Annotated in this window: 23 protein-coding genes; 9 read left to right on the top strand and 14 right to left on the bottom strand. The window is 53.5% G+C overall.

Annotated features, from left to right (window positions below):
• The first annotated feature begins 589 nt into the window (after positions 1-589).
• A complete protein-coding gene (locus C2U43_RS22475; protein WP_103285816.1) occupies positions 590-1,609 on the top strand; it encodes a porin in 1,020 nt (339 codons plus the stop codon).
• Positions 1,610-1,671: 62 nt separating this feature from the next.
• Here C2U43_RS22475 and C2U43_RS22470 read toward each other — a convergent pair whose 3' ends face one another.
• The 5 genes from C2U43_RS22470 to C2U43_RS22450 all read right to left on the bottom strand — a co-directional run bounded on the left by C2U43_RS22470 (position 1,672) and on the right by C2U43_RS22450 (position 6,304).
• Positions 1,672-2,073, bottom strand: coding sequence for a hypothetical protein (locus C2U43_RS22470; protein WP_103285815.1), 402 nt, complete (start codon positions 2,071-2,073; stop codon positions 1,672-1,674).
• A 191-nt stretch (positions 2,074-2,264) separates the two neighbouring features.
• A complete protein-coding gene (locus C2U43_RS22465) occupies positions 2,265-3,452 on the bottom strand; it encodes an MFS transporter (RefSeq protein ID WP_103285814.1) in 1,188 nt (395 codons plus the stop codon).
• Positions 3,453-3,543: 91 nt separating this feature from the next.
• On the bottom strand, positions 3,544-4,008 hold the full coding sequence (locus tag C2U43_RS22460) for a GNAT family N-acetyltransferase (RefSeq protein WP_103285813.1): 465 nt from the start codon (positions 4,006-4,008) through the stop codon (positions 3,544-3,546).
• Between the two features lie 13 nt (positions 4,009-4,021).
• Positions 4,022-5,302 (bottom strand): DUF445 domain-containing protein, encoded by a 1,281-nt coding sequence (locus tag C2U43_RS22455; protein ID WP_103285812.1) that lies wholly within the window; start codon positions 5,300-5,302, stop codon positions 4,022-4,024.
• A gap of 75 nt (positions 5,303-5,377) precedes the next feature.
• On the bottom strand, positions 5,378-6,304 hold the full coding sequence (locus C2U43_RS22450; RefSeq protein ID WP_003845596.1) for a LysR family transcriptional regulator: 927 nt from the start codon (positions 6,302-6,304) through the stop codon (positions 5,378-5,380).
• Positions 6,305-6,523: 219 nt separating this feature from the next.
• On the opposite strand from C2U43_RS22450, the gene C2U43_RS22445 reads away from it, so the two are divergent.
• Both C2U43_RS22445 and metC read left to right on the top strand, forming a co-directional pair.
• Positions 6,524-7,756 (top strand): dicarboxylate/amino acid:cation symporter, encoded by a 1,233-nt coding sequence (locus C2U43_RS22445; RefSeq protein ID WP_103285811.1) that lies wholly within the window; start codon positions 6,524-6,526, stop codon positions 7,754-7,756.
• A 30-nt stretch (positions 7,757-7,786) separates the two neighbouring features.
• Positions 7,787-8,977, top strand: coding sequence for a cystathionine beta-lyase (gene metC, locus C2U43_RS22440; RefSeq protein ID WP_032942294.1), 1,191 nt, complete (start codon positions 7,787-7,789; stop codon positions 8,975-8,977).
• Positions 8,978-9,057: 80 nt separating this feature from the next.
• Here the strand turns inward: metC and mdtM are convergent, their stop codons facing one another.
• The 3 genes from mdtM to C2U43_RS22425 form a co-directional block, all read right to left on the bottom strand.
• On the bottom strand, positions 9,058-10,299 hold the full coding sequence (mdtM, locus tag C2U43_RS22435; RefSeq protein WP_103285810.1) for a multidrug efflux MFS transporter MdtM: 1,242 nt from the start codon (positions 10,297-10,299) through the stop codon (positions 9,058-9,060).
• Positions 10,300-10,624: 325 nt separating this feature from the next.
• Positions 10,625-11,275, bottom strand: a complete 651-nt coding sequence (locus C2U43_RS22430; RefSeq protein ID WP_103285809.1) for a LysE family translocator — start codon at positions 11,273-11,275, stop codon at positions 10,625-10,627.
• A 48-nt stretch (positions 11,276-11,323) separates the two neighbouring features.
• Positions 11,324-12,139: a helix-turn-helix transcriptional regulator gene (locus C2U43_RS22425; protein WP_103285808.1), complete on the bottom strand. Its 816-nt coding sequence runs from the start codon at positions 12,137-12,139 to the stop codon at positions 11,324-11,326.
• A gap of 230 nt (positions 12,140-12,369) precedes the next feature.
• Here C2U43_RS22425 and C2U43_RS22415 point away from each other — a divergent pair, with 230 nt between their 5' ends.
• The gene (locus C2U43_RS22415; RefSeq protein WP_103285807.1) at positions 12,370-13,284 is read left to right on the top strand and encodes an Rpn family recombination-promoting nuclease/putative transposase; all 915 of its coding nucleotides are present in this window, start codon (positions 12,370-12,372) and stop codon (positions 13,282-13,284) included.
• A 51-nt stretch (positions 13,285-13,335) separates the two neighbouring features.
• Here C2U43_RS22415 and C2U43_RS22410 read toward each other — a convergent pair whose 3' ends face one another.
• Complete coding sequence (locus C2U43_RS22410; protein ID WP_103285806.1) at positions 13,336-14,748, bottom strand: aminotransferase-like domain-containing protein; 1,413 nt, start codon at positions 14,746-14,748, stop codon at positions 13,336-13,338.
• Between the two features lie 177 nt (positions 14,749-14,925).
• On the opposite strand from C2U43_RS22410, the gene C2U43_RS22405 reads away from it, so the two are divergent.
• From C2U43_RS22405 to C2U43_RS22390, 4 genes are all read left to right on the top strand, one after another.
• Positions 14,926-15,090, top strand: coding sequence for a DUF1127 domain-containing protein (locus C2U43_RS22405; protein ID WP_003019180.1), 165 nt, complete (start codon positions 14,926-14,928; stop codon positions 15,088-15,090).
• A 147-nt stretch (positions 15,091-15,237) separates the two neighbouring features.
• Positions 15,238-15,702, top strand: a complete 465-nt coding sequence (locus C2U43_RS22400) for a MarR family winged helix-turn-helix transcriptional regulator (protein WP_008786106.1) — start codon at positions 15,238-15,240, stop codon at positions 15,700-15,702.
• A gap of 6 nt (positions 15,703-15,708) precedes the next feature.
• Positions 15,709-16,776, top strand: a complete 1,068-nt coding sequence (locus tag C2U43_RS22395) for an HlyD family secretion protein (RefSeq protein WP_103285805.1) — start codon at positions 15,709-15,711, stop codon at positions 16,774-16,776.
• On the top strand, positions 16,766-17,830 hold the full coding sequence (locus C2U43_RS22390) for a DUF2955 domain-containing protein (RefSeq protein ID WP_103285804.1): 1,065 nt from the start codon (positions 16,766-16,768) through the stop codon (positions 17,828-17,830). Before C2U43_RS22395 ends, C2U43_RS22390 begins: the two co-directional genes overlap by 11 nt.
• Positions 17,831-17,933: 103 nt before the next feature.
• Here the strand turns inward: C2U43_RS22390 and yjiA are convergent, their stop codons facing one another.
• Genes yjiA through btsT form a run of 3 tightly spaced genes read right to left on the bottom strand, consistent with a single transcriptional unit; the run spans position 17,934 to position 21,298 of the window.
• Entirely contained in the window at positions 17,934-18,890 is a 957-nt protein-coding gene (gene yjiA, locus C2U43_RS22385) for a GTPase (RefSeq protein ID WP_060682792.1), read from the bottom strand.
• Between the two features lie 12 nt (positions 18,891-18,902).
• Positions 18,903-19,097, bottom strand: coding sequence for a YbdD/YjiX family protein (locus C2U43_RS22380; RefSeq protein WP_003830038.1), 195 nt, complete (start codon positions 19,095-19,097; stop codon positions 18,903-18,905).
• A 50-nt stretch (positions 19,098-19,147) separates the two neighbouring features.
• A complete protein-coding gene (gene btsT, locus C2U43_RS22375; RefSeq protein WP_003830033.1) occupies positions 19,148-21,298 on the bottom strand; it encodes a pyruvate/proton symporter BtsT in 2,151 nt (716 codons plus the stop codon).
• A gap of 489 nt (positions 21,299-21,787) precedes the next feature.
• Here btsT and tsr point away from each other — a divergent pair, with 489 nt between their 5' ends.
• Complete coding sequence (tsr, locus tag C2U43_RS22370; protein WP_048227144.1) at positions 21,788-23,449, top strand: methyl-accepting chemotaxis protein; 1,662 nt, start codon at positions 21,788-21,790, stop codon at positions 23,447-23,449.
• A gap of 105 nt (positions 23,450-23,554) precedes the next feature.
• On the opposite strand, the gene C2U43_RS22365 is transcribed toward tsr, so the two are convergent.
• Entirely contained in the window at positions 23,555-24,070 is a 516-nt protein-coding gene (locus C2U43_RS22365; protein ID WP_103285803.1) for a GNAT family N-acetyltransferase, read from the bottom strand.
• 52 nt (positions 24,071-24,122) lie between these two features.
• Complete coding sequence (locus tag C2U43_RS22360; protein WP_003845612.1) at positions 24,123-25,484, bottom strand: MFS transporter; 1,362 nt, start codon at positions 25,482-25,484, stop codon at positions 24,123-24,125.
• Between the last annotated feature and the right edge of the window lie 62 nt (positions 25,485-25,546).

Below are 25,546 nucleotides of genomic sequence, written 5' to 3'. Positions count from 1 at the left end.
ATATATGTAAAGCTAACATTACACATTATTCTATAATCAAGTTATCTTTCATTTGAAATAGCGTTCCAGTTTTTCTTTGTTTATTAACAGTTTCATTACTATTGTGACTGTATTTTGCCGTTGACATGTTTTTACACTGACTGCATATTTCATCGCCATAAGCGTGTTTGCGTTCAGGAGATGACTATGCCCTCTCGAGATTACCCTGATATCCGAAAAGCCAGGGGAACCCGATCAAAAGATATGGTTCTATTAAGTGCCCGTGTCGATACTTCTCTATGGGAATATGTTCGGACGCTGGCATTTGAGACCCGTAAAAGTAAACAAGACATTATTGCCGAGGCATTAATGTTGCATCGCTCTATTAATGAGAGCACAAGCGAAGAATCTAAGTAATTACTCTCTGTTCGGGTTTTATTTAAAACCCAAAATTGAAATAGGTCTTGCCACTTCATTATTGCCTTTATTGGTATATTTTTTCGGTGTGTTATTGGTGTTTCCCCTTATCTGGAGGGGACTTTTTTATGTGGGCATTCCGCCTTCATAACAAAGTTGATAGCAAAATTCACAATTAAAAGTGAGTAATAATATGAAAAAGTCAGTAGTGGCATTAGCTGTAATGGCATTAGGGGTAACCTCCGCTCAGGCAGCGGAAATTTATAATAAAGATGGCAACAAACTGGATCTGTACGGCAAAGTCAAAGCGGTCCATTCCTGGACTGACGGCACTAATGCCGATGAGACTTATGCGCGTCTGGGGTTTCGCGGTGAGACACAAATCAACGATCAACTGACCGGTTATGGCCACTTTGAGAGTCAGTTTGATGCCTCTAAAGCAGAAGGTTCTCAGAATGGCGTTAACACACGTCTGGCGTTTGCTGGCCTGGATTACGGCCATGACGTTAGTTTTGACTACGGTCGTAACTACGGTATCGCTTACGACGTGGGAGCTTACACTGACACTCTCTCAGAGTTCGGCGGTGACTCCTTTGAAGATGCTGACCGCTTCCTTACTTCACGCACTTCTGGCGTTGCAACACTCCGTACCAAAAATCTGTTTGGTGCCGTTGATGGCCTGAACGTTGGCGCGCAATATCAGGGTCAGGATGATACCAATACGGATCCGACCAAACAGCACGGTAACGGCTACGGCTTCTCCCTGGGTTATGACAATATCGCGGATTCTGGCGTATCTGCCATTGCGGCCTATACAAATAGCTCAATTACAGCGGCCCAAAAGAAAGGCAATACAGACGGTAAATGGGATGGCGAAAACGCAGAATTCTGGGGTGCTGGCCTGAAATATGATGCTAACGCTATCTACGTTGCAACCATGTACGGTGAGTCTCACAACCTGATTCAGGATGCGGACAAAGCGCAACACTTTGAAGCGATGGCGGCCTATGTGTTTGATTTTGGTCTGCGTCCGAACGTGGGCTACGTCCATACGCGTGACAACAACAATAACGATCTGACCGAATACGTTGCGCTGGGCACAGACTACTACTTCAACAAAAACATGGTTGCTGATGTGGGTTACAAAATTAACCTGCTCGATGGCAAAGACGGCGACAATCAGGTTGTTGCGGGTCTGACCTATCAGTTCTAAGTAGTTATACTAGTACGAAAAAGGCGTCTTGGTTAAGACGCCTTTTTTACATCTGTTGGAGTTTAAACCGGCTGACTTTCTTTCATCTGTACACCGCTAAACAGCCATTGCCAGATGCCCACTTTTACCCATGCGACCACGCAGAGGATCAGATAAAAAAGTGGATTATGGGTAATGGTAATGCGCATGACTTCCATTAAATCCACATGCAAATTTCCGGCAATTGCCATATTGATAACAAAAATAGAGGCTACCGCGCTGGCCAGTAAAATAAGTATGGCATGTAACTTTGTTATCTCTGGTAACTTGCCAGAGGCCCATTGCCATAAGAATGTTGTTGATAACAGGAAGATAATAAACAATCCCAGTGCGCCAAACAGGCCAAAGTCTTTATAATCCTTTAGCGTGCCAATTAAACCCGCCAAAATAATTAACCCCAGTAGTATTTTTTTAAACCACGACATGTGCCTTTCCCGAAGATGGTGTTGATGTTGAATTAATATGTCCATTTTTACGCATTTTAAATTGAGTTTATAAATGAACAGCCGGGAATTATAAATTGTCTGACGGGTAATTGCCGATTATTTGCGGTTTATTAAATGCTGACATTTAATTACGGACTAATCCGAATATATCTTCTTTAGACGTTAACTGGTTATACCCTTTTGGGCGAGGCGAAACGCTGTTTGTATAATTGCGTGAGGCTGATAAGTGCCGCAATAAACAACGCGACCGCGCCGCACACCGTGGCGTTAAAGATTGCCTGTGCGCCGCTTCCCAGCAGGCTGGTTAATAGCGGACCAAGTATTTGCCCAATGCCGTAAGTCAGAGTGACCAGGCCCAGCAGATTAATATTGCGCGGTACGCTTAGTTGACGGGCAAGCGGCATCACCAGTGAAGTAGTTCCCATAAACGTTGCGCCAAACCCCATGCTGCTTATCACCAGCAGCGGCAAGGAGCCGCTGGCGAGCGTCATGACCACGCAGGCGCTTTGAATCAGCAAATTCGCCGTCAGGCATTGCAATACTCCCCAGCGTCGGGCGGCCCACAGCCAGGCGAAACACCCCGGAATTATCGATATGCCGACCAGCGACCAGAGATGGGCAGTCAACAGCGGCGAACCGGCACTTTTCGCCATTAGCGGCAGGTAGGTGGCGACAATGATGTAGCCAAATCCGGCCAGCCCGTACAGTAGAGCCAGCAGCCACCAGGACATAGGCTGATGCTCTGTTTTTACCGGGGCCGCAGCGGGGAGCACGTGATCGCGAGATGGCAGGAGTATAACCAGTAGCACAAAGAACAGAGCCGAGGCTGCCGCTGCGCCCAGCCAGAGCGTGTGCGATGAAAGCGCAAAATGCAGACCGCTAATGACATATTCATTGCCCAGCAAAATACCTGCACCAACGCCGGAGAACAACGCCGCGATCACGAAGGGATGCCGGGTATGATGCAGAACGATCATTGAGCCAAAGATCATCATACCGGCACTGGCGACGCCCGCCAGAAAGCGGATCAGCATCACCAGCGCGGGCTGCGTAAAGCTGGCCATCGCCAGTATCAGTCCTGCGGTAGCGAGCGCGGACGTTAGCAACATCGGGCGTAAGCGAGAGGGAAGATGGAAGAGCCCGAAGGAGAAGAGCAGGCTTCCTGCCAGATACCCGGCGTAGTTGGCGCTGGCAATCCAGGAGAGTTGGTCAAACGTAAATTGACCTTCCGACAGCAGCACCGGCAGCATTGGCGTATACAGAAAGCGCCCAATTCCCATACCCAGTGTTAAGACCAGCATGCCAAAAAGCGCGACGCTGATGGCATGACGATTTGAATCTGGGCTTCCCTGGGACATACGGACTCTCATTTCGCGCTGTTAGTTGATAATTGTTATATTACATGCGCAAATGATAATGAAAAGTAAAATAACGCAAGGCCTAATGCTGTCAAAGATTACGACTGTAGACCCGTGAGACTTCCCCCCACGGATGATAGCCCGGCCCGTCAAAGTAAAATCCCGCTTTCTCGTATAAACCTTCCAGGTCAGTACACAAATGGAGCTGCATAAAGCCTAACTGTCTGGCCTGCTGCGCAATATGTTCAATCAGGCGAAACGCCAGACCGTGACCACGATAGCGAGGATCGATATAGAGTGCGCATAGCCACGGCCACAGTTCGCCGCGACTGATAAAATCATTGGTGATCAATCCGGCGCAGCCAACAATGCTGTCGCCGTCCTGCATCCAGTACCACTGCGGTAGCGGGTTCTTTGCGCCAATACAACGATGCAGTGCATCCTCGTAAACTCTCATGGAGTCTTCTGAGGCCCATTGTTGCTGAAAGTAAGCGGTGACCTCGTGCAGTTTTTCCGGTGTTTCGCGCAGGGAAAAAATGCGGATGTTCATCGTCATTGAATTTTTCTCCTTAAAAATTCGCCAGCGTCAGCAGGGAAGGAATTTGCGACAACAGATATAACACCAGCCCAATAGAACCGCCAACCAACGTGCCGTTGACGCGGATAAACTGCAAATCTTTACCGATGTTCAGCTCGATTTGCTGCGACATATCGCGTGCATCCCAGCTTTTCACCGTGTCGCTAATGTGGCGCGTCAGGAAGGTGGCGAACTCTGGCGCTACTTTATGTGCGGCCTGCTCCAGATGCCCATTCAGTGAGGCGCGCAGGGCGCTGTCGGCTACCAGCGTTTCGCCGAACCACTGCCCGGCGCTGGCGATGCGCTGCTTCACGCGGGAATCATCGGCGTTAATGTCGGTTTTCACCCACTGACGCAGATCTGCCCACAGCTCGCCAAGATAACGGTTGAAGGCTTCATCTTCCTTCAGATAGCTTTTCAGGCTTTCGGCCCGCACGGCCATCTCCGGATCGTGTTTGAGCTTATCGATGAGCTTAAACGTGGCGCGATCGAAGGCATGGCGGATCTGATGTGCGCGATTGTGGCTGATGTCATCCAGCAAGGAGTTAACGGCATCAGACACCAGCTCGGCGCTGTGCTCGCCCAGCCATTCTGTTGGCAGGATCTTCGCTTTCAGCGGATGCTCGGTTTCCAGCCAGTGCACGACCTGTCTGGCGATAAACGCTCGCGAGCTGTCGCGCTGGAGCAGGGCGATCAGTTGGGCGATCAGCGTGTCGAGTAGCACCTGATGGCGATTGTTTTTGGTCATGCTTTCCAGCATCAGCGCACTGGTACCTGAGAGATCGACCTTGTCGATGGCTTTGTGCACCGCCCGCTTGATCAGCCGCTGAATGCGCGAGTCGTCGGTCAGTTCGAGAAAACCGCTCATGATCTGCAGCAGATGCTGGCCAATACGCTGGGCGTTTTCCGGCTGGCTGAACCAGTTGCCGATCAACAGCGCCGGTTCATGGCGGCGGATCAGCGCGACCAGCGACTGGGTATCGAGAAATTTTTCCTGGACAAATTGCCCGAGATTTTCGCCGATCCGATCCTTATTGCGCGGGATAATCGCCGTGTGCTGCGAGATAAACGGGATCGGCACCCGGCGAAAAAGCGCCACCACGGCAAACCAGTCCGCCAGCGCGCCCACCATCGCCGCTTCGGCGATCGCTTTGATCCCCAGTACCCAGAAATTAGGCGGCAGAAAAAGCGTGATGACGAAGGTGGCAGCGGCAATCAGCAGCAATGAGAGCGCCAGTCGCTTGGCGCGTTTGAGTTCAGCAATTTTATTCATAGGCTTAAGGATAGAGCCAGACGGGGGGATCGCGCAAAAAATGTGGAGCGCCTCCCATTTTCAGTTGGGCTGGGCTTACTCAGGGATCCAGTTGTCCCAGGCGGGCAAGGGGCCGAGTTCCGCCACCAGAAAATCGATAAACGATCGCACCTTCGGATTGCTGTACTTGCTGGGAAAGTACAGCGCATACAGGGCGTGAGTTTCACAGGTGATAGTGCCGTCGAGCATCAGCGGCGTTATCTCTTCTTTTTGAATATGATCGCCAATCAGATAGGTGGGCAAATACGCCACTCCCTGATCTTCTAACACTGACTTCAGCAATACCAGACTGCTGTTGGCCTGGATCGGCATATGCAGTTTCAACTGATGCAGACGATCCTGTTCATCCGCCACCTTGAGCACCGGTGTGAGGCCGGGATAAACCAGACAATCATGATCCACCAGATCGCTTCGACGCTGGGGCATGCCTTTTTTGGCGAGGTAGCCGGGTGAGGCACAGTACGCCCAGCGAACAGGCACCAGCTTGCGCATCGCATAGTTTTGCGGCGGTGCGGTGGAGATGCGCAGGGCGATGTCGAAATCTGTTTCGTTCAGATTCACAAAGTTATCGTTGAGATCGATATACAGATTCACATCCGGGAACTGGGAGCGATATTTATCCACCAGGTTCACCAGCCGGGAATAACCAAACGCAATTGAGCAGGTTATGCGTAATTCACCCTGCGGGCTGTGGTAATAACCGGAAGTGGTATTCAGCGTTTCATCGAATTCTTTCAAAAGCTTATTAGCGCGGTTGAAGAGATATTGCCCGGCGTCGGTCAGGGTAATACTGCGTGTGGTGCGTTTAATTAATGTCGTGCCCAGCGTGTCTTCCATCGCGGCCAGACTTTTGCTGACCGCAGACGGCGATACGTTGAGTTGCGCCGCGGCTTCTGACAATCCTCCGCAGTCGACGATTTTAGTAAAAAACTCCAGATGCTTGAGTGAAATCGGCGTACTCATAGTTTCCTTTAATTCACAAGTGATTTGCAAAAACGGTACGAATAGGCCGTTACATTCGCGTTTTAAACATGCAACTATTGAATCACAGGAAACAACTTGCTGGCAAAATGAAAAAATAACAACTTAGGTGAGTTACGTCACAAAATAAAAGGAGGCGAAACGGAAACTCATCACATTGTGAATTTAATCTCATTAATTATTATTCTAAAGGTACCGATTATGTGGTCACGACTCGAACCCTACAAATCGTCGATTATTTTATTAGTTGCTCTGGTGATTGGCGGCTTATTAGGTATTTATGCCCCATCGTTTGCAAGTAAACTCCAGCCAATAGGTCAGATATTCTTAAACCTGCTATTTATGATTATTGTGCCGCTGGTGGGTATCAGCGTCATGTCTTCGATCGCCAGTATGACCGACCTGAAAAGGCTGGGACGCATTATGGCGATTATCTTTATTGTTTCGATCGCCATGGCCTTTATTCCAGCCGCCGGGATCGTCGCGCTGGCGCTCTGGTATAACCCGGCGCAGGGCGTCACTATCGATCTCTCGCAGTCGGTACAGGCGGGCAGCGGTAAGATGGATTTTGTCAGTATGATCACCACCAGCGACTTTATCGGGCTGTTTTCTAAGTCCAATATTCTGGCGCTGATCGTAATGGCGATCATCGCCGGTGTCGCAATTGGCCAGTCGGATCAGGCCGGTAAACGTATTGCGTCGCTGCTGGAAGACGCCAATACCGTGATCATGAAGATCGTTTCGATCATTATGAAGGTCGCGCCGATTGGTCTGGGCTGCTACTTCGCCGCCACCATGGCCAGTCAGGACTCTGCACTACTGTTAACCTTTGCCCGCGCCATCGGCCTGTTTATGGTTGCCACGCTGGTCTACTTTGTCTTTGGCTCGATTCTCTATTCGTATATTGGCGGCGGTATTCCGGCGGTCAAAGCTTTCTGGCGTAACGCAATTGAACCGTCTGCGACCGCGCTGGGTACCTGCTCTTCACTGGGGACGCTCCCGGTGACGCTGCGTGCCGGTAAGGCGATGGGGATCAACCCGGAAATCGTTGATGTCTCCATTCCGCTGCTGGTTAACCTCAACAAGGGCGGCGTGGCGATGATTGCCGCGCTAAAAATTGTCTTTATCTATTCCGTATTGGGCATAGAATTCACCACCGAAACCTTCTTCCTGACGATGCTGATTGCGGTGCTCTCCGCCATTATCGTTGGTGGCGTGCCGGGCGGGGCGTTCCTGGGTGAAATCTTTATCGTCACAACGCTCGACCTGCCGATGGAAGCAATCCCGATGCTGGTGGTGCTGGGCACCATTACCGATGCGCCGGCCACACTGATTAACGTTATCCATGATTTGAATGCGGCGCAGATTGTTGAACGGTTCGCTGGAAAAAAGCAGACCAACACTGAAATAAACTCTACTGCTGCGGTGGTATAGGTTTCACACGGATTAAGAACAGGAGATGTTATGAAAGACGCAATGAAGCTTGAAACGCACCTGGTTGTTGCTGGTCGCGACAAACGCTATACCCAGGGAGCGGTGAATCCGGTTATCCAACGCGCCTCTTCACTGGTATTTGATACCGTGAAGGACAAGAAATTTGCCACCGCCAATCGCGCGAACGGCGAGCTGTTTTATGGTCGTCGCGGAACCTATACCCACTTTGCCTTCCAGAAGGCAATGAGCGAACTGGAGGGCGGCGTTGGCTGCGCGCTGTACCCATGTGGTGCTGCGGCGGTGACCAATGCGATTCTGGCGTTTGTTCAGGGTGGCGATCATATTCTGATGACGGGTGCGGCCTATGAACCAACCCAGGATTTTTGCAATAAGATCCTGAGTAAATTCAACGTGGAAACAACGTATTACGATCCGCTGATTGGTGCAGGTATCGTCGATCTTCTGCGTCCGGAAACAAAGGTTGTATTCCTTGAGTCACCAAGTTCTATCACCATGGAAGTCCAGGACGTGCCGGGGATGGTGAAGGCTATCCGCGCGGTGAATCCGGAGATTGTCATTATGATCGACAACACCTGGGCGGCGGGCGTGCTGTTCAAAGCGCTGGATTATGGCGTGGATATTTCCATTCAGGCGGGAACGAAGTACACCATCGGCCATTCGGACGCCATGCTGGGCACGGCGGTGTCGAACGCCCGTTGTTGGGATCGTTTACGCGAGAACTCCTATCTGATGGGGCAAACGCTGGATGCCGATACGGCCTACAACGGCAGCCGCGGATTGCGCACCCTGGCGGTACGCCTTAAGCAGCATCAGGAGAGCAGCATCCATATTGCCCGCTGGCTGTCGGCAAGGCCGGAAGTGGCACGGGTGAATCATCCGGCATTACCGGAATGTCCGGGCCATGAGTATTTTCAGCGTGATTTTATCGGAAGCTCAGGCCTGTTCTCGTTTGTGCTGAAAAAGAGACTGACCGACGAACAGATGGCGAATTTCCTCGATAACTTCTCGCTGTTCCATATGGCCTATTCGTGGGGCGGATTTGAGTCGCTCATTCTGGCGAACCAGCCGGAAGAGCTGAACAGCATTCGCCCGGCCGGAGAGGTAGATTTCAGCGGCACGCTGGTCAGGGTGCATATCGGCCTTGAGGATATCGACGACCTGATTGCCGATCTGGACGCGGGATTTGCACGCATTGCGTAAGGTGAGGTGACCGTAGCCGGATGCGGCGCAAGCGCCTTATCCGGCCTACATAGTTGTCGTAGGCCGGATAAGCGGGCAGGTTAGTTTTCAGTGGCTAACGTCGTTGCCTCATGCTGGCGTACCCGTTTGAGTAAGCCTGCCAGCGTGAACACGACAGCTATCCCTGCCGCAACCGCCAGCAGATGAAACGAAATCCTGCCGCCGTTAAACCATAACCAACGCCCAATTTCGACAGAAACCGCCATCACCGTCAGGATCACCATATTCAGCGATGCCGAGACCGTTCCTTTAGGTAAGTTGTTGGAAAACAGCGTAAAGCGGAACAGCGTCGGGAAGATCATCCCAATACCAAACGCATACAGGCTGGTCCCCAGCACCGACCACAGCCAGACGTGCGGCCACAGTAAATTGCCGACAATCAGCACCGCCAGCCCGCTCAGCTGTATAGGTGCGGCCCGCCAGATGAAGCGCGGTCGGGTCGGATCTTTCACGAAACGAACCACCACCATATTGGCGACGATCACTGCGCCGAACACCGGGGCCTGTGCCCAGGCAAACTCCGATGTGGTCATGCCGCCAGCATCGATCAGAATAACCGGCGAGACCGCTACCCAGCTCATCATCGGGATATAACTTAACGACAGCGTGGCTGCGCCAAACAGGAACACCCGGTTACGGAAAACGTCGCGGAAATCACGCACTACGCCGCGGGCACTGAACGGCACCGCGCCGCGCTGGACGGTTTCCGGCATGGCTAACATTAACCCAATCAGGGCGATAAACCCCATGACGGCAATGATGGCAAACAGGATCTTCCAGTGTACAAAGTGCATTAGCGCCGCTCCGGAGAGCGGGCCGATAACCGGTGCCACCAGCACAATAGAGGTGATTACCGCCATTAGCTTGATGGCCTTTGTTTGCCCAAATGCCTCCTGCACCGTGACATAGCCAACGGTCGCGATAAAGCAGATGCTGGTGCCCTGCACAAATCGGGCTACCAGAAACTGCGTCATTGAGGTAGTGAACAGCGTGGCAGCGCAGGCGAGGGTAAAGATTAACGCCCCCGCAATCAGCACGGGTCGACGGCCAATTCGGTCGGAAAGCGGCCCCAGCAGCCATTGCAGCGCCATGCCGCCCGCCAGATAGAGGCTCACCGCAGCGGGTGCCAGGCTAACATCGGCGTTGAAATCACGTACCACATTGATGATGCCAGGCTGGATCAGGTCCGTCGACAGATAGGCGGCGAAGTCATATAAAATTAACGCGACAGGAAAAAATAGCGTTGTGGCGCGTTGGGAGAAAAACGCGAAAATCCGTTGCATAAAACAGCTCCTTGTCGGGAGAAAACCCTCAACGGGAATAGCGAAATTCAATACCGTCTTTGAGACGTCAGACCGATGACAGAAAAAAAGCAGACTGCAAATGTACTGAATTTCATGTAATCAAAAACGCTGTCTGCGCGAAGCGCAAACAGAAAATACGCTCACTGACGCGGGGTCAGAAAACGTAACGATTACAGGTAACAATCAGCACATCGCACCTCAGGAAGAGTAAGTTGAACGGGTAATAACCATCCGCAGTTTAATGCGGATTGGATAATAATTAAACGAGTTTATCCTGTTTATGTGCAGAAAATCGCCCTGGAAATCAGACTACGATGCTCTGCAAAAACCGCAGAGCGATGGCACAACCGAAGATAATCAATACACCGCCAGCGATACGTTCTACCCATAATATCCCTCTGGATAACCGTCTCTGGATCTGCGGTAAACCGATGAACATCACGATCAGCAGATCCCAGCACAGCACTACGCTGGTCATCCAGATCCCGCTCATGGTTTGTTGCAGCAGCGTCACCGACGGGCCGAGCAGGGCGGTCATTAGCGCCAGATAGAACAGCGCATTTTTTGGGTTGAGCAGTGACGAACCCAATCCCAGCAGTAGCTGTTTGCCAAATCCTGGACAGGTAGACTGGGCGTCTGTTCCGGTCAGCGTTTGCGGGCGGCTGCGTACCAGCAGGCTGCCAATCCACAATAAATAAAGCGCGCCCAGCAGCTCAATAACCGTAAACAACAGGGGAAGCTGGCGCAGGATCCCCCAACCGATAATTGCCAGCAGAACATACAGCCCGTTGCCGAAAGCGATCCCCACGCACAACCCGGCGCTGCCGCGCATCCGGTATCGTGCGGCGTAACCGACCAGTAAAAAGAAGTCCGGCCCGGGGCTAAGCAATGCGACGAAATGCGCCAGTGCCAGCGCGGGAAAAGCAGAAGGAAAAAGTACAGAAAGCAGCGACATAGCGACCTCAGAGAATGAATCTGAGATCACCGTACGCCTGACGCAGCGCTAATTATTGTCTGATATTGATCGTCCCAACGCGTACTGGCGCGGTGTGGCGGCGGTGTAGCGAACAAAGGTGCGATGGAAATGGCTCTGGTCGGCAAACCCGCTCTGGTAGCCGACATCGGCAATTTCGTCTCCGGCCCGCAGCCGCTGGCGAGCATAGTCAATCCGTATGATGTTCAGATAACTTCCTGGCGTCAGCCCGGTGTCCTGCTTAAAGGTACGGATCAGCGTCTCTTTACGCATATGACACTCATGTGCCAGCTCATCGAGTGAGGGCGGCGCGAGCAGGCTGGACTGCAACCGTTCGCGCAGATACTGGCTGGTGGCGCTTAGGTTTTCTGGTGTGACCGACTGCAACGGCAGCGTGTGCAGCAATGCTTGTGCGGCATCCGTTATTTGCGCGGTTTGGCGTTGCGGCATGATCGTCACAAGGTGCATATAACGCTGGAATAATTGCGCATCGCGGATAATGGGAGCAGGCGTGCAAAGCCGCTGATGGGTGTTCTGTGCAGGCAGATTAGCAAGACACCACTGGGCATCAAGATAAAGCATATGATAGCTGCGAAACTGTCCGTTAACAGGATTACAGCTGTGAGGTGCCAGCGGCGGTATCACAATCAGATCGCCCACCTGCAGATGGTATTCCTCGCCATCGCACAGACAGCACGTTTCCCCCTCGAGAATTGCCCCAATCGAGAGCTGAGAGTGGTGATGCCGCTTATAGGCCTGCTGGCTCTGCCAGGTGCTGCGCAGTTCCAGCCACGGCAACTGCTCATCACGCCAGAACGATTGTGGAATATCTCGGGTATGCGTCACATCGTGTCCTCCATGAAAGTGATGATTTGTTATAGCACAGGCCGGGCGGTGATAAAGTGGGAATGCGCATTGAGATGGCGATTCTGCGTGACGTGTTCCAGACAAATGCAGACGTTACATAAGGGCGTTGTTATCCCGGAAATCGCCTCGCAAAGAGAGAAAGTTGCAGGTGAGGATGTGGTTTTCCGGCGCTACAGTCATGGCATCTTATTTTCAGGTGAAGGATCGCCATGAACAAAGCTTCCACTTCAACACCGCATGATGCGGTTTTTAAAACATTTTTACGTCACCCTGAGACTGCACGGGATTTCCTACAAATACATCTTCCCGCTTCGCTGCGCGAGCTTTGCGATCTTCGGACGCTTAAACTCGAGTCAGACAGTTTTATCGAAGAGAATTTACGTGCGTACTATTCCGATGTGCTGTGGTCGGTGAAAACGACGGATGGGGATGGATATATTTATGTAGTGATTGAACACCAAAGCACACCGGATGCGCATATGGCATTCAGACTGATGCGCTATGCGGTAGCGGCCATGCAGAAACATTTAGATGCCGGGCATCAGCAGTTGCCGCTGGTGGTGCCGATGCTGTTTTATCACGGCGCTAAAAGCCCGTACCCTTATTCGCTGTGCTGGCTGGATGAGTTTGCCAACCCGAAGCTGGCTCGTCAGCTGTATGCTGCGGCGTTTCCGCTGGTGGATATTACGGTTATTCCGGATGACGAAATTGTGCAGCATCGACGTATGGCGCTGCTGGAGTTAATCCAAAAACATATCCGTCAACGCGATCTTATGGGATTGATCGAGCAAATTGTTTCCCTGCTACTTACCGGACTGACTAATGACACTCAGATAAAGACGCTGTTTAATTATATTTTACGAACTGGCGATGCACCTCGATTCAGTGAGTTTATTCGCGGGGTTGCCGAACGTTCACCGCAGCACAAGGAGCATTTGATGACGATCGCAGACAGATTACATGAGGCAGGACTACAAAAAGGCAGGCTGGAAGGGCTTCGAGAGGGGCGACGTGATGAGGCACTGCGTATTGCCCGCACCATGCTGGCAGATGGCATCGATATCAGCACGGTACAAAAAATCACCCGACTTTCCGCTGAAGATATTCAGGGTTTAAGCCATTAGATATAGCTTAAACTGCCTAATTGCCTGCCCGGAAGCGCCGGGCAGCTCGATCTACTCTATTGCCGTTTTTACCGCCTCTCCGAGCTTCTGCATTACTTCCCGATGCTTATCGTTTGGCGGCAATGCGCAGTTGATGCGCACACAGTTGCGATACTTACCCGATGCGGAGAACAGAGAACCCGGTGCAACCTGGATTTTGAGGCGACAGAGCTGCTTAGCGACACAGACCATATCAACCTGGAGCGGCAGCTCGACCCACAGCATAAAGCCGCCTTTCGGTCGGGTGACGCAGATCCCGCAGGGGAAGTATTCCCGTACCCAGCAGGTGTAGATCTCCATATTGCGCTGATAAATCTGGCGCATACGACGAATATGTCGATGATAATGACCTTCGCGCACAAAGGAAGCCGCTGCCAGTTGCGTAGCGGGAACGTTAGTTCCAATGACGGCGTACTTCATGTGCAGCAGTTTGTTGTAATAGCGACCGGGCACCACCCAACCCACGCGCAGACCGGGGGCGACGGATTTGGTAAACGAACTGCAGAGTATTACGCGGCCGTCGCTGTCCCAGGAGTGGATCGTGCGCGGGCGCGGGTACTCTGTGGCCAGTTCGCCATACACATCGTCTTCAAAAATGACGATGTCGTGACGCTGGGCGAGGGCGAGCACCGCCCGTTTACGCGCATCCGGCATAATGAATCCGAGCGGGTTGTTGCAGTTGGGAACCAGCAGCACACCTTTGATCGGCCACTGATCCAGCGCCAGCTCCAGCGCTTCAATGCTGATCCCGGTATCCGGATCGGTTGGGATCTCAATCACCTTGATCCCTAAGCCGCGCAGTAGCTGCATCGTGCCGTAGTAGGCCGGTGATTCAACGGCGACAATATCTCCGGGCTGGCAGACCGTCAGCAGCGCCAGCGACATTCCGCTCTGACTGCCGCTGGTGATCACAATATCATCTGCATTGACCACCGAACCGCCGTCCAGCATCAGCCGCGCAATCTGCTGACGAAGTTCACGGCATCCGGAGATTTCATCGTAGCCCAGTATCGCGCGCAGATTATGTTGTGCCACGCGGCTGAGTTCGCGCCACAGCGGCTTCAGGCTGGGTTGATTAATATCGGGCACGCCGCTGCTAAACGGGATTATCGATTTGTCCGCGTTGCCCTTTAGCATATCCAGCACCTGATCCCACTGTGTGATTTCGACCGGACGCTGTACCGGACGCGACATCGGTGGCACGGGTGGCTGCGCTTTTTGTGGCGCGACAAAATAACCGGAACGTGGCTGGGGCGTGATCAGCTGGCGCTGTTCCAGCGTCTGATACGCCTGCTGGACGGTGCTGATGCTGACCCCATGCTCCTGGCTCAGGCTGCGAACCGAGGGCAGTTTTTCGCCATGGCGATACAGCCCTTGCTCAATGCGTTCGGCCAGCAGATTGGCCAGATGTTGGTAACGCGTCATGCTGTATCCCTCATGGGTACCATACAGATTAAAAAATCAGTACAGATTGGCGTGAAAAAAGCGATGCAGAACTCTTTTTAACCAATCTGTATGTTAAATAAAAGTACTTTGTGAGTCTGTATTGTTTTAGGCCAGATCCGTGAAGATAAAGCCTCTGGCAAGGTGGGGAGGCAAGGTATGGAATTTCACGAGAATAAAGCAAAACAGCCGTTTATTGGGTTTGTACTGATCTGGCGGGCATACAAGGCGTGGCGGCTGCGAGCGCAAACGCGGCGCCTATTGCAACAGATGAGCGATGAGCGGCTGCGGGACGTCGGGCTGCGACGCGATCAGGTGGAGTGATTTTCTTTCATCGACAGAGGCTGGGGGTTATCGCCCCAGCCTCTTTTACATTCACGATATTTATCAATTCATGCTTCTGGTTAGTCCGTTTCTTGATACTTATCCTGATAAGTATTATTTTCTCTTCAGCGATGAGAGGAAAGTAAGATGACTGAAGATGAACTGTTTGCCCGCCGCCCGATGGGGATGCGCATGGCAATGGTGGTGCGCCAGTGGCGGGCCATTATTGATGCTGCCATCACCGATACTGGCCTGACGCAGTCCAGTTGGACGGTACTGATGCAACTGTATCAACTGGGAGACAACGTCTCAGTCAGTGAACTGGCACAAATGCAGGGCATCGAACTGCCGCCGCTGATGCGCACCCTCTCGCAGCTGGAAAAGCAGGGCTATCTGCTGCGTTCCACATCGCCCTATGACAAACGCATCCGCCTGCTGGCGCTGACCGCGCAAGGCCGTGCAAGGCTGGACGAACTCAACCGAGTGATAGAGACATACCAACATCGCGTCACCTGCACCATCCCTGAGGCGGAACTCGCTTCCTTCAGCGCCACGCTCAATCAAATCGCCTGCAATCTGCGGACAATCCGCGAAGAAGATAACAAGATCTAAAAAACTATGATGACCCCAGAACAAAAATTTGCCCGTTGGGTAAGGGTGAGTATTGCCGCTTTCCTGGTAATATTCGCCTGGTTTATCGTTGCCGATATCTGGATCCCGCTGACGCCGGACTCCACGGTGATGCGCGTGGTAACGCCTGTTTCCTCACGCGTTTCCGGCTACGTCTCGCAGGTGCATGTACACAATAATAGCCAGGTGAAGAAGGGCGATTTGCTGTACGAACTGGATCCGACGCCATTTATCAATAAGGTCGAGGCTGCGCAAATTGCCCTTGAGCAGGCGAAGCTGAGTAACCAACAGCTGGATGCGCAGATCGTCTCTGCCCGCGCCAACCTGCGCACCGCGCAATTCAACGCCCGCAACGATAAGACCACCTTAGACCGCTATCAGCGCCTGAGCGCAATGCAAAATGTGTCGCAATCCGATCTCGACAAGGTGCGTACTGCCTGGCAGACCAGCGAGCAGTCGGTGGCGGCGCTGAATGCCAGTATTCAGAACCTCCTGATCCAGCGCGGAGAGCGCGATGACAAACGTAACGTAACGCTGCAAAAATACCGTAACGCGCTGGAAGAGGCGCAACTGAACCTCGGCTGGAGCAAAGTATATGCCCAGACCGACGGTACGGTGAGTAATCTCCAGCTTAGCCCAGGGCTTTACGCCACCGCGGCCACGCCGCTGCTGGCGCTGGTCAGCCATCAGACCGATATCGTGGCCGACTTTCGCGAGAAAAGTCTGCGCCACACTCGCGTGAATACCGATGCCGCCGTGGTGTTCGATGCCTTGCCGGGCAAGGTTTTCTCTGCCCGCGTCACCAGCAGCGATGCCGGTATTCTGGCGGGCCAAGAACAGGTTAATGGCCAGTTGTCGCAACCGGAACAGTCCACCCGCTGGGTGCGCGATGCCCAGCGTATGCGTATTCACGTCGCGCTGAACGAACCGCTCGACACGCCGTTACCGACCGGGGCGCGCGCCACGGTACAGCTGTATAACAGCGAGGGGATGTTCGCTCGCACTTTTGCCGGGGCGCAGATCCACCTCGTTAGCTGGCTGCATTATGTCTATTAACACACTGGCCCACGTCTTTACGCCGCACGGGAATATTGTCTACACCGCCAATGATTTTCGCCAGACCCTGCGTATCTCCGTTGCCGGGACAATCGCGCTGAGTATTTCGACCTTCTACAACGTGCAGTACGGCGTGTTCTTTGTGGTTTATCCGCTGATGCTGCTGTCGCTGGTACCGGTATTCAACCGCCATGTGGCAACACAGTTCGTGTTCAGCGCGGCGGTGAACTGCGTTGAAATGGTGCTGATCGTCGGTTATCTTTCACAGTGGCCGCTGGTTATGACACTGGTGGTGTTCGGCCTGTATGTAATGCGTTTTCGTTTTATGAGCAAAGGACCGCTGTTTCTGCTCGGTTCGATGGGCGTGGTGTGCCAGAGTACGATGCTCAACTTTATGAGCTATTCCACCACCAATTGGCATACGCTGATGTTCTCCAATATGGAAGCCTGCGTAATGGCGGTGGCGCTGAGCGCGCTGCTGCATTATCTGATTCCGGACGTGGAACCCCGCCAGCCACCGCCGCGCATTGAGAAAGATGCCGCCCGGGTGCGCCATGAATCGCTGCTTTCCGGCACGGTGGCGACGATGATTTTTGTGGTCTTCCAGATCTGCGATTTGAGTGATTCGCTGTCGGCGCTGATGGCCGGCATTTTGATCCTGTTTCCGATGCACTACCGCGGCGCGGTGATCAGCTCGATTTGGCGCGTGGTCGGCGTGGTGCTGGCCTGCCTGTATATTCTGCTGGTGCAGCTGCTTATCTATGATTTCAGCAACCATATGCTGCTGATGATGCCGCTGATTGGCCTCGGGCTGGCGTTCAGTGCCCGCCTGCACGTAATGGAAAAAGTCGGGGCAGGCGTGGGGTTTGCCAGTATCACTACCATCGGCATTATGTTTGGCCAGAACCTGCACCCGGATCAGGACCTGGTATTCAGCGATCTGTACCGTATCACCTCCGTCACCGTCGCGCTGGTGGTAACGCTCACCATGGTATTTCTGGTGCACCGGGTTTTGAACTGCTTTGCCGCGACGCGGTTTGTGATTACCGAATGAGTGGGGGCAAGTGCCGGATGGCGGCTGCGCCTTATCCAGCCTACGGGAAAGTGCTATTTCCAGGCCCGGTAAGCGTAGCGCCACCGGGCAATTCAGCAGGGGATTACTTCTTCAATCCCGCAAACGCAGCTCTGATCTCGTCTTCCGGCAGGTTAATGCCGATAAACACCAGCAGGCTGTGCGGTGTTTCGTCGCCCCACGGGCGGTCCCAGTCGGCGCTGTACAGGCGCTGGACGCCCTGGAACAGCAGGCGGTTTGGCTCGCCTTCAATCCACAGCATACCTTTGTAGCGCAGCAGCTTCTCGGCGGATTCCAGCAGCAGGTTTTCCATCACTCGCGACACGTCGCTAATGTTGACCGGGTAATCCAGCTCGACGACGATCGAGGAGATATCGTTTTGCTTGTCGGCGATAAAGTGGAAGCGCGGTTTGGCGCTGACTACGTTCTCTTCCAGCATAAAACCGTTGGTATCGAACAGCAGGGAGAGGTCGATATCACCATGTGTCACGGTGTAAATCGGCGCACGGGCGTTGATGCGTGCCAGGCGCTCACGCAGTTTTTCGCTTTCACCTGCGACGTCGGTTTTGGTCAGCAGGATCCGGTCTGCGTAGCCTACCTGCGACTGGGCGATGGTGAACTGGTTCATCTGCTCGTCGGCATGTACCGCGTCAACCAGCGCAATTACGCCGTCCAGCAGGTAGCGTTCGCAAATCACTTCATGGGAGAAAAAGGTCTGAATAATCGGGCCGGGGTCGGCCATGCCGGTGCACTCGATCACCAGACGGTCGAAATTGATGGCGCCTTTGTCGAGGTTGTCGAGCAGATCTAACAATGCGTCTTCCAGTTCACTGGAGCGGGTACAGCAAATACAGCCGTTGGTCAGGGTTTTGATCTGCGTGGCGCGATCGCCAATCAGCTGATCGTCCACCGAGACTTCGCCGAATTCGTTTTCGATAACGGCAATCTTGTAACCGTGCTGCTCGTTGAGAATATGGCGCAGCAGGGTGGTTTTACCCGCGCCAAGAAAACCGGTGAGTAGGGTAACTGCAATCGGGGTCATTCACTTCTCCTTCTAACAGCAACTGCTTCCGCCGCTACCGTAGCGGGCTTCCTGGCGCTCGCGGAAGAATTCTTCGTAGGTCATGTACGGCTTATCGGGATGGTTGGTCTTCATGTGCTCGACGTAGTTGTCGTAGTCCGGAATGCCAATCAGCATCTTCGCCGCCTGACCGAGATATTTTTTAGCTTGCCCTAAAGTACCAAACATAAACAATCCTGATAAGCGAAAAGCCCCGCCGGAGCGGGGCTGAATACATCTTAGTGATGTGAAGAGGTCTTCACGCCGCCTTCCGGCACCGGTACATACGGCGTCTCTTTATCAGAGCGACCGTTGATGGCGCGGGCTTTCTGCCAGGTACGGAACCCGTAGAAGATGATGCTGTACACCACCACCAGGAACAGAATACTCAGACCTGCGTTGGTGTAGTTGTTGACGACGATGTGGTTCATGTTGGCAATCTGCTGAGCGGTCAGTTCGCCGCCGTTAGCAATCTTCTCTTTGTACTGATTCGCCATGAAGAAGAAGCCTTCCATCTGTGGGTTGGTGCTGAACAGTTTCAGACCCAGCGCCCAGGTGGTGCAGATAAGCAGCCATACTGCCGGAACAACGGTAACCCAGATGTATTTGGTGCGCTGCATTTTAACCAGCACCACGGTGCCGAGAACCAGTGCCACGGCAGCCAGCATCTGGTTAGAGATACCGAACAGCGGCCACAGGCTCTTAACGCCGCCCAGCGGGTCAACAACGCCTTGATACAGCAGGTAACCCCACAGGCCTACGCAGCCCGCAGTACCGATGATACCCGCAACCAGGGAGTCGGTTTTCTTCAGGAACGGCACGAAGTTACCCAGTAAATCCTGCAGCATAAAGCGGCCAGAACGGGTACCGGCATCCAGTGCGGTCAGGATGAACAGCGCTTCGAACAGAATACCGAAGTGGTACCAGAAGCCCATATCGGCCATCGGCAGCACTTTGTGGAACACGTGAGCGATACCAACAGCCAGCGTCGGTGCGCCACCTGCGCGGTTCAGAACGGACGGTTCACCGATATCTTTCGCGGTTTGCAGGATCTGCTCAGGCGAAATGACGAAGCCCCAGGAGCTGACGGTCGCTGCCGCATGTGCGGTGACGTCTTTCAACTGCGCCATAATCAGCGGTGCGTTTTCGCCGCTCATTTCATGCAGGTTCGGCATGGTGATGCCAAGGCCCGCAGGCGGGGTGTTCATCGCGAAGTACAGACCTGGTTCGATGATAGACGCGGCAACCAGCGCCATAATTGCGACAAAGGATTCCATCAGCATCGCGCCGTAACCGATAAAGCGCGCGTCGGTTTCACAGGCCAGCAGCTTCGGTGTGGTGCCGGAAGCAATCAGCGCGTGGAAGCCAGATACTGCACCACACGCGATGGTGATGAACAGGAACGGGAACAGAGCGCCTTTCCACAGCGGGCCAGTACCATCAACGTACTGCGTCATTGCCGGCATTTTCAGTTCCGGGTTGAGGATAACAATCCCCACCGCCAGACCGACGATAACGCCGATTTTCAGGAAGGTAGCCAGATAGTCGCGCGGGGCGAGGATCAGCCATACCGGCAGCAGCGCAGAGATAAATGCGTAGCCGATCAGGGTAAAGGTAATGGTGGTGTCTTTAAAGGTCAGCGCCGGGCCCCAGTACGGGTCGTGCGCAATCACGCCGCCGAAGTAGATAGAGGCAACCAGCAGCACAATACCAATCACCGACACTTCGCCCACGCGTCCCGGTCGCAGGAATCGCATATAGATCCCCATGAACAACGCGATAGGTACGGTTGAGCAGACGGTGAACACACCCCACGGGCTTTCTGCCAGCGCTTTTACCACGATCAACGCCAGTACTGCGAGGATGATGATCATGATTAAGAAGCAGCCGAACAGCGCAATGGTTCCCGGGATCGGGCCCATCTCTTCTTTGATCATCTCACCCAGAGATGCACCGTTACGGCGGGAAGAGATAAACAGCACCATGAAGTCCTGCACCGCACCGGCCAGCACGACGCCTGCCAGCAGCCACAGCGTACCAGGCAGGTAGCCCATCTGAGCAGCCAGTACCGGCCCAACCAGCGGACCAGCACCTGCGATAGCGGCAAAGTGGTGACCAAACAAGACGTTACGGTTGGTTGGAACGTAGTTCAGACCGTCATTATTGATGACCGCCGGCGTGGCACGCGTTGGGTCAAGTTTCATCACCTTTTGGGCGATGTAAAGGCTGTAGTAACGATAGGCCACCAGATAAACAGAAACTGAGGCGACCACGATCCACAGGGCACTAATGTGTTCACCCCGACGTAATGCCACTACCGAGAGGCAGAATGCACCGATGATTCCGAGAATCACCCAGGGTATGTGCTTGAATATCTTTTTCGTATCCATAGTAAAACCTGGTTTTTTACCCGTCATACTTCAAGTTGTATGTGCGTTGGCTTCATTCGCTCACCTCAGTCACTTACTTTTGTAAGCTCCTGACGATTCCCTCATTTGCCGCCTTCTTACAACTCGAATTATCTAGGGTACCTATTAATAATTGGCCGAAGCCGCGTGGGTTTGATCTTGTGTTTGAGGAGGTAAATTGACTGCTATGTTGGGGGGATCTTGCCAGAGAATTACGCGCGTAAAGTAAGGTAAATAAGTGAGCGGTTGTATGTCAGCTTAAGCGGTCCCAAGTGTCAGTGAGCGGTAAACTGCGGGGGGAACGGGGAAATTTATGTGATTGAGATCACTAATAAACCCGCTTAGCGCTTTGGCAGACGGCGTGGATCGACGAATCGTCGATGCTGAGATCGATTCAACTAGCACAAATTTCATAAAGTTTTCCCTTTCCAGGCCGAAAATTCTGACATCTGTCTAGCGGAAAGAGAAAACATGTTAAAACGAATGAAGATTGTTACCAGCTTACTGCTGGTATTGGCGCTATTTGGCCTTTTACAGCTCGCCTCTGGCGGCTTGTTTTTTAACTCACTTAAGAATGACAAAGAGAACTTTACCGTTCTGCAAACCATTCGCCAGCAACAGTCTGCGCTGAACGCCACCTGGGTTGAGCTGCTGCAAACGCGTAACACCCTGAACCGGGCAGGCATTCGCTACATGATGGATCAGAGCAATATCGGCAGCGGCGCGACTGTTGCCGAGCTGATGCAGGTCGCGAGTACGGCGCTGAAGCTGACGGAAAAAAACTGGGCGATTTACGAGTCGCTCCCACGCGATCCGCGTCAAAGCGAAGCCGCGTTCCAGGAGATCAATCGCACCTATGACATCTACCACGGCGCGCTGGCGGAGCTGATCCAGTTACTGGGTGACGGGAAGATCAACGCGTTCTTTGATCAACCGACGCAGAGCTATCAGGATGGCTTTGAGAAGCAGTACATGAGTTACATGCAGCAGAATGATCGCTTGTATGACATCGCGGTGGAAGATAACAACAGCTCTTACAGCCAGGCGATGTGGGTGCTGATCTGCGTGCTGATTACCGTACTGGCGGCGATTATTGCGGTCTGGTTTGGTATCAAACTGACCCTTATCTCCCCAATGAACCGTCTGATCGACAGCATTCGTCATATCGCCAGCGGTGATTTGGTGAAGCGTATTGAGGTGGAAGGTTCCAACGAGATTGGACAGCTGGCGGAAAGCCTGCGCCATATGCAGGGTGAGCTGATGAACACCGTGGGTGATGTGCGTAACGGCGCCAACGCGATTTACAGCGGGGCCAGCGAGATTGCGATGGGCAATAACGATCTCTCCTCCCGTACCGAGCAGCAGGCTGCATCTCTGGAAGAAACCGCAGCCAGCATGGAACAGCTGACGGCGACCGTGAAGCAGAACGCCGAAAACGCGCGTCAGGCCAGCCATCTGGCGTTGAGTGCTTCTGAAACCGCGCAGAAAGGCGGCAAAGTGGTGGATAACGTGGTGCAAACCATGCGTGACATCGCGTCCAGTTCGCAGAAAATCGCCGACATTATCAGCGTCATCGACGGCATTGCTTTCCAGACTAACATTCTGGCGCTCAACGCCGCGGTAGAAGCAGCACGTGCAGGCGAGCAGGGCCGTGGATTTGCGGTGGTTGCGGGTGAAGTGCGTAACCTGGCCCAGCGTAGTGCGCAGGCCGCGCGCGAGATTAAGAGCCTGATTGAAGACTCGGTCAGCCGCGTGGATGTTGGTTCAACGCTGGTAGAAAGCGCCGGTGAAACCATGGATGAGATCGTCAATGCGGTAACCCGCGTGACCGATATCATGGGTGAGATCGCCTCTGCTTCTGATGAACAGAGCCGCGGTATTGACCAGGTGGGTCTGGCCGTTGCCGAGATGGATCGCGTGACGCAGCAGAACGCCTCGCTGGTGGAAGAATCCGCCGCCGCCGCTGCGGCGCTGGAAGAGCAGGCCAGCCGCCTGACTCAGGCCGTTGCCGTGTTCCGTATTCAGCATGACCAACAGCGTGCGCGTGACGTTGCGGCCGCTAAACCGGTTTCAACGGTCCAGCCGCGCAAAGCCGCGGTAACGGATGCCGGGGACAACTGGGAAACGTTCTAAGCCTGTGATGCCGGATGGCGCTATCGCTTATCCGGCCTACGGGAAAGTTACGTGGTTGCCGGAAATGTTACGTAGGCCCGATAAGGCGTAGCCGCCATCGGGCAATTAGCGCAACATCAGGCGCATGGCGCAGCGCGATTCAAATGCCAGTCCATGCGCAGCTTCCTCTTCTCTTTTCTGGCGCAACTTTGCAGGTAGCGTCTCGTCAGCCAGCATTTCAAATCCCAGTCGCGCGTACCATGGCGCATTCCACGGCACATCGCGGAAGGTGGTCAGCGTGAGCGACGTATAACCTTTCGCGTGCGCCTGTTCGGCAACATACTCAATCAATCTGCGGCCAATTCCTTTTCCCTGCCACTCCAGATGCAGCGACAGTTCAGCAATAAACAGCGATGACCCCAGCTTTTCGGCAACCAAAAAACCGACCGGAAGCGCATCGACCTGCGCCAGCCAGCTCATGCCAGCGGCGGCAAAAGCCTGATGCTGAGCAGCGGATAACATCTGGTCTTCAGCAATCCACGCCAGTTCGGGGATGCGTAAAAAACGTTGTCCCGCAGATCGTTCGATGGCGGGAAGAGCGGCAGTGTCTGCCAGAGTAGTAGCGCGCAAGGTGATGTTCATACGAGGAGCATAACATGCCCGATAAACGCGGTGTTATCGGGCATCTGGAGGATTAATCTTTACGCGGATCGCTGATGGGTTGGCGAACCAGGAAGATGTAGGCGAGGGCACCCACCATGGTGACGCAGCCGCAGATGATCAACGCCAGGCGGAAAGAGTTGGTGGTATCAACAATAAAACCGGTGACGATCGGTGCGAACGAGGCGCAGATAAAGCTGGCAAAGTTCTGGATACTGCCCACGGAAGCGGTCATACGTGAGGCGACGGCGACGTGGATCAGACCCCAGCACGAGGTACCTGCGAAGTGGATACAGAACAGCGCCATACCGATCAGTAACACGGCGGCCATTGAAGTTGTGGCCTGCGGCACGACGAAGGTGAAGGCCGCGGAGCAGAACATCCCGGCGATAATACAAATCTTACGGCTCTTAATCGGCGCCATACCGCCTTTCACCAGCCAGTCGGTGACAAAACCGTTAATCAGCATGCCGGCTGCGCCAAACAGGAATGGGATCGCCGCCATTAATCCGGTGCTTTTTAAATCCAGGTTGTAGGAGGTTTGCAGGTAGCCCGGCAGCCAGGCCAGGTATAACCATGCAGTGTAGTTGATGCCGCTAAAGCCCAGCATCATGCCCCACATGGTACGGTTGCGGAACAGGCTGCGCCATTCGGCAAAGCTCAGCGGATCGCGGCGGGCATTGACGCTACCGGCGTTCAGGTACGCTTGTTCCGTGGCGCTCAGCTCAATTTGCTCGCGGTTGCGATACAGCATGTACCAGCCGATGGCGAGGAAAATACCCAGCACGCCAATGGTGATGAACATCCAGCGCCAGCCCATTACCAGCATCATGGCAGCCAGAATCGGCGGGCTAATGGCAACCCCGATGGTGGAGGCGGCGTTGAATAATCCCATCGGGCGGCCGCGCTCTTTGATGTTAAACCAGTCGTTGATGACCTTTACGCCGCACGGGTTCATTGGCGCTTCGCCGATCCCCATCCCGATACGCACCAACACAAACTGGGTGAAGCTGTGCACCATGCCGGACATCGCCTGAAACAGCGACCAGAAGAACATCCCCAGTCCCAGCATAATGCGCGGACCTTTGCGGTCCAGCAGCGGACCACAGGGCAGTTGCGCAATACCGTAAGCGAGAGAGAATACCGACAGCAGCACGCCGATTTGCGTGGCGCTCAGCCCCAGTTCTTCACGAATCGTTAAGTTGGCGACCGACAGTGAGCTGCGGTCGAGGTAATTAATCACCGCAGCAAAAAATAATAAAATCATTGCTGTGGTCTGGATACGTTTAATTCGGCTACTGCGTTGCACCATGCCCTCAGGCGGAACATTAATATCCGCAGATGACGACGTGCCAAACGAAGAACTTGGGTCGAGGGTAATATTATTTTTTTCCACGCCGGACTCCTGAACCTCAATAATTTATTTTTCACACAGCAGGACTGTGCAGTATTGAAAAA

This window comes from Citrobacter freundii complex sp. CFNIH9, from assembly GCF_002903305.1.
In the GTDB taxonomy this organism is placed as follows: Bacteria; Pseudomonadota; Gammaproteobacteria; order Enterobacterales; family Enterobacteriaceae; genus Citrobacter; species Citrobacter portucalensis.
The sequence above is the reverse complement of the archived record's forward strand: the minus strand, read 5'-3'. Positions and strand labels throughout refer to the sequence as shown.

Excerpts from the sequence above, each read along its gene's own strand:
- C2U43_RS22395 (WP_103285805.1), top strand. The coding sequence starts at position 15,709 with ATGATGACCCCAGAACAAAAATTTGCCCGTTGGGTAAGGGTGAGTATT.
- C2U43_RS22365 (WP_103285803.1), bottom strand. The coding sequence starts at position 24,070 with ATGAACATCACCTTGCGCGCTACTACTCTGGCAGACACTGCCGCTCTT.
- C2U43_RS22475 (WP_103285816.1), top strand. The coding sequence starts at position 590 with ATGAAAAAGTCAGTAGTGGCATTAGCTGTAATGGCATTAGGGGTAACC.
- C2U43_RS22390 (WP_103285804.1), top strand. The coding sequence starts at position 16,766 with ATGTCTATTAACACACTGGCCCACGTCTTTACGCCGCACGGGAATATT.
- C2U43_RS22405 (WP_003019180.1), top strand. The coding sequence starts at position 14,926 with ATGGAATTTCACGAGAATAAAGCAAAACAGCCGTTTATTGGGTTTGTA.
- metC (WP_032942294.1), top strand. The coding sequence starts at position 7,787 with ATGAAAGACGCAATGAAGCTTGAAACGCACCTGGTTGTTGCTGGTCGC.
- C2U43_RS22455 (WP_103285812.1), bottom strand. The coding sequence starts at position 5,302 with ATGAATAAAATTGCTGAACTCAAACGCGCCAAGCGACTGGCGCTCTCA.
- C2U43_RS22445 (WP_103285811.1), top strand. The coding sequence starts at position 6,524 with ATGTGGTCACGACTCGAACCCTACAAATCGTCGATTATTTTATTAGTT.
- C2U43_RS22415 (WP_103285807.1), top strand. The coding sequence starts at position 12,370 with ATGAACAAAGCTTCCACTTCAACACCGCATGATGCGGTTTTTAAAACA.
- C2U43_RS22410 (WP_103285806.1), bottom strand. The coding sequence starts at position 14,748 with ATGACGCGTTACCAACATCTGGCCAATCTGCTGGCCGAACGCATTGAG.
- C2U43_RS22470 (WP_103285815.1), bottom strand. The coding sequence starts at position 2,073 with ATGTCGTGGTTTAAAAAAATACTACTGGGGTTAATTATTTTGGCGGGT.
- C2U43_RS22460 (WP_103285813.1), bottom strand. The coding sequence starts at position 4,008 with ATGACGATGAACATCCGCATTTTTTCCCTGCGCGAAACACCGGAAAAA.
- C2U43_RS22400 (WP_008786106.1), top strand. The coding sequence starts at position 15,238 with ATGACTGAAGATGAACTGTTTGCCCGCCGCCCGATGGGGATGCGCATG.
- C2U43_RS22450 (WP_003845596.1), bottom strand. The coding sequence starts at position 6,304 with ATGAGTACGCCGATTTCACTCAAGCATCTGGAGTTTTTTACTAAAATC.
- C2U43_RS22430 (WP_103285809.1), bottom strand. The coding sequence starts at position 11,275 with ATGTCGCTGCTTTCTGTACTTTTTCCTTCTGCTTTTCCCGCGCTGGCA.
- btsT (WP_003830033.1), bottom strand. The coding sequence starts at position 21,298 with ATGGATACGAAAAAGATATTCAAGCACATACCCTGGGTGATTCTCGGA.
- tsr (WP_048227144.1), top strand. The coding sequence starts at position 21,788 with ATGTTAAAACGAATGAAGATTGTTACCAGCTTACTGCTGGTATTGGCG.
- C2U43_RS22465 (WP_103285814.1), bottom strand. The coding sequence starts at position 3,452 with ATGTCCCAGGGAAGCCCAGATTCAAATCGTCATGCCATCAGCGTCGCG.
- C2U43_RS22380 (WP_003830038.1), bottom strand. The coding sequence starts at position 19,097 with ATGTTTGGTACTTTAGGGCAAGCTAAAAAATATCTCGGTCAGGCGGCG.
- mdtM (WP_103285810.1), bottom strand. The coding sequence starts at position 10,299 with ATGCAACGGATTTTCGCGTTTTTCTCCCAACGCGCCACAACGCTATTT.
- yjiA (WP_060682792.1), bottom strand. The coding sequence starts at position 18,890 with ATGACCCCGATTGCAGTTACCCTACTCACCGGTTTTCTTGGCGCGGGT.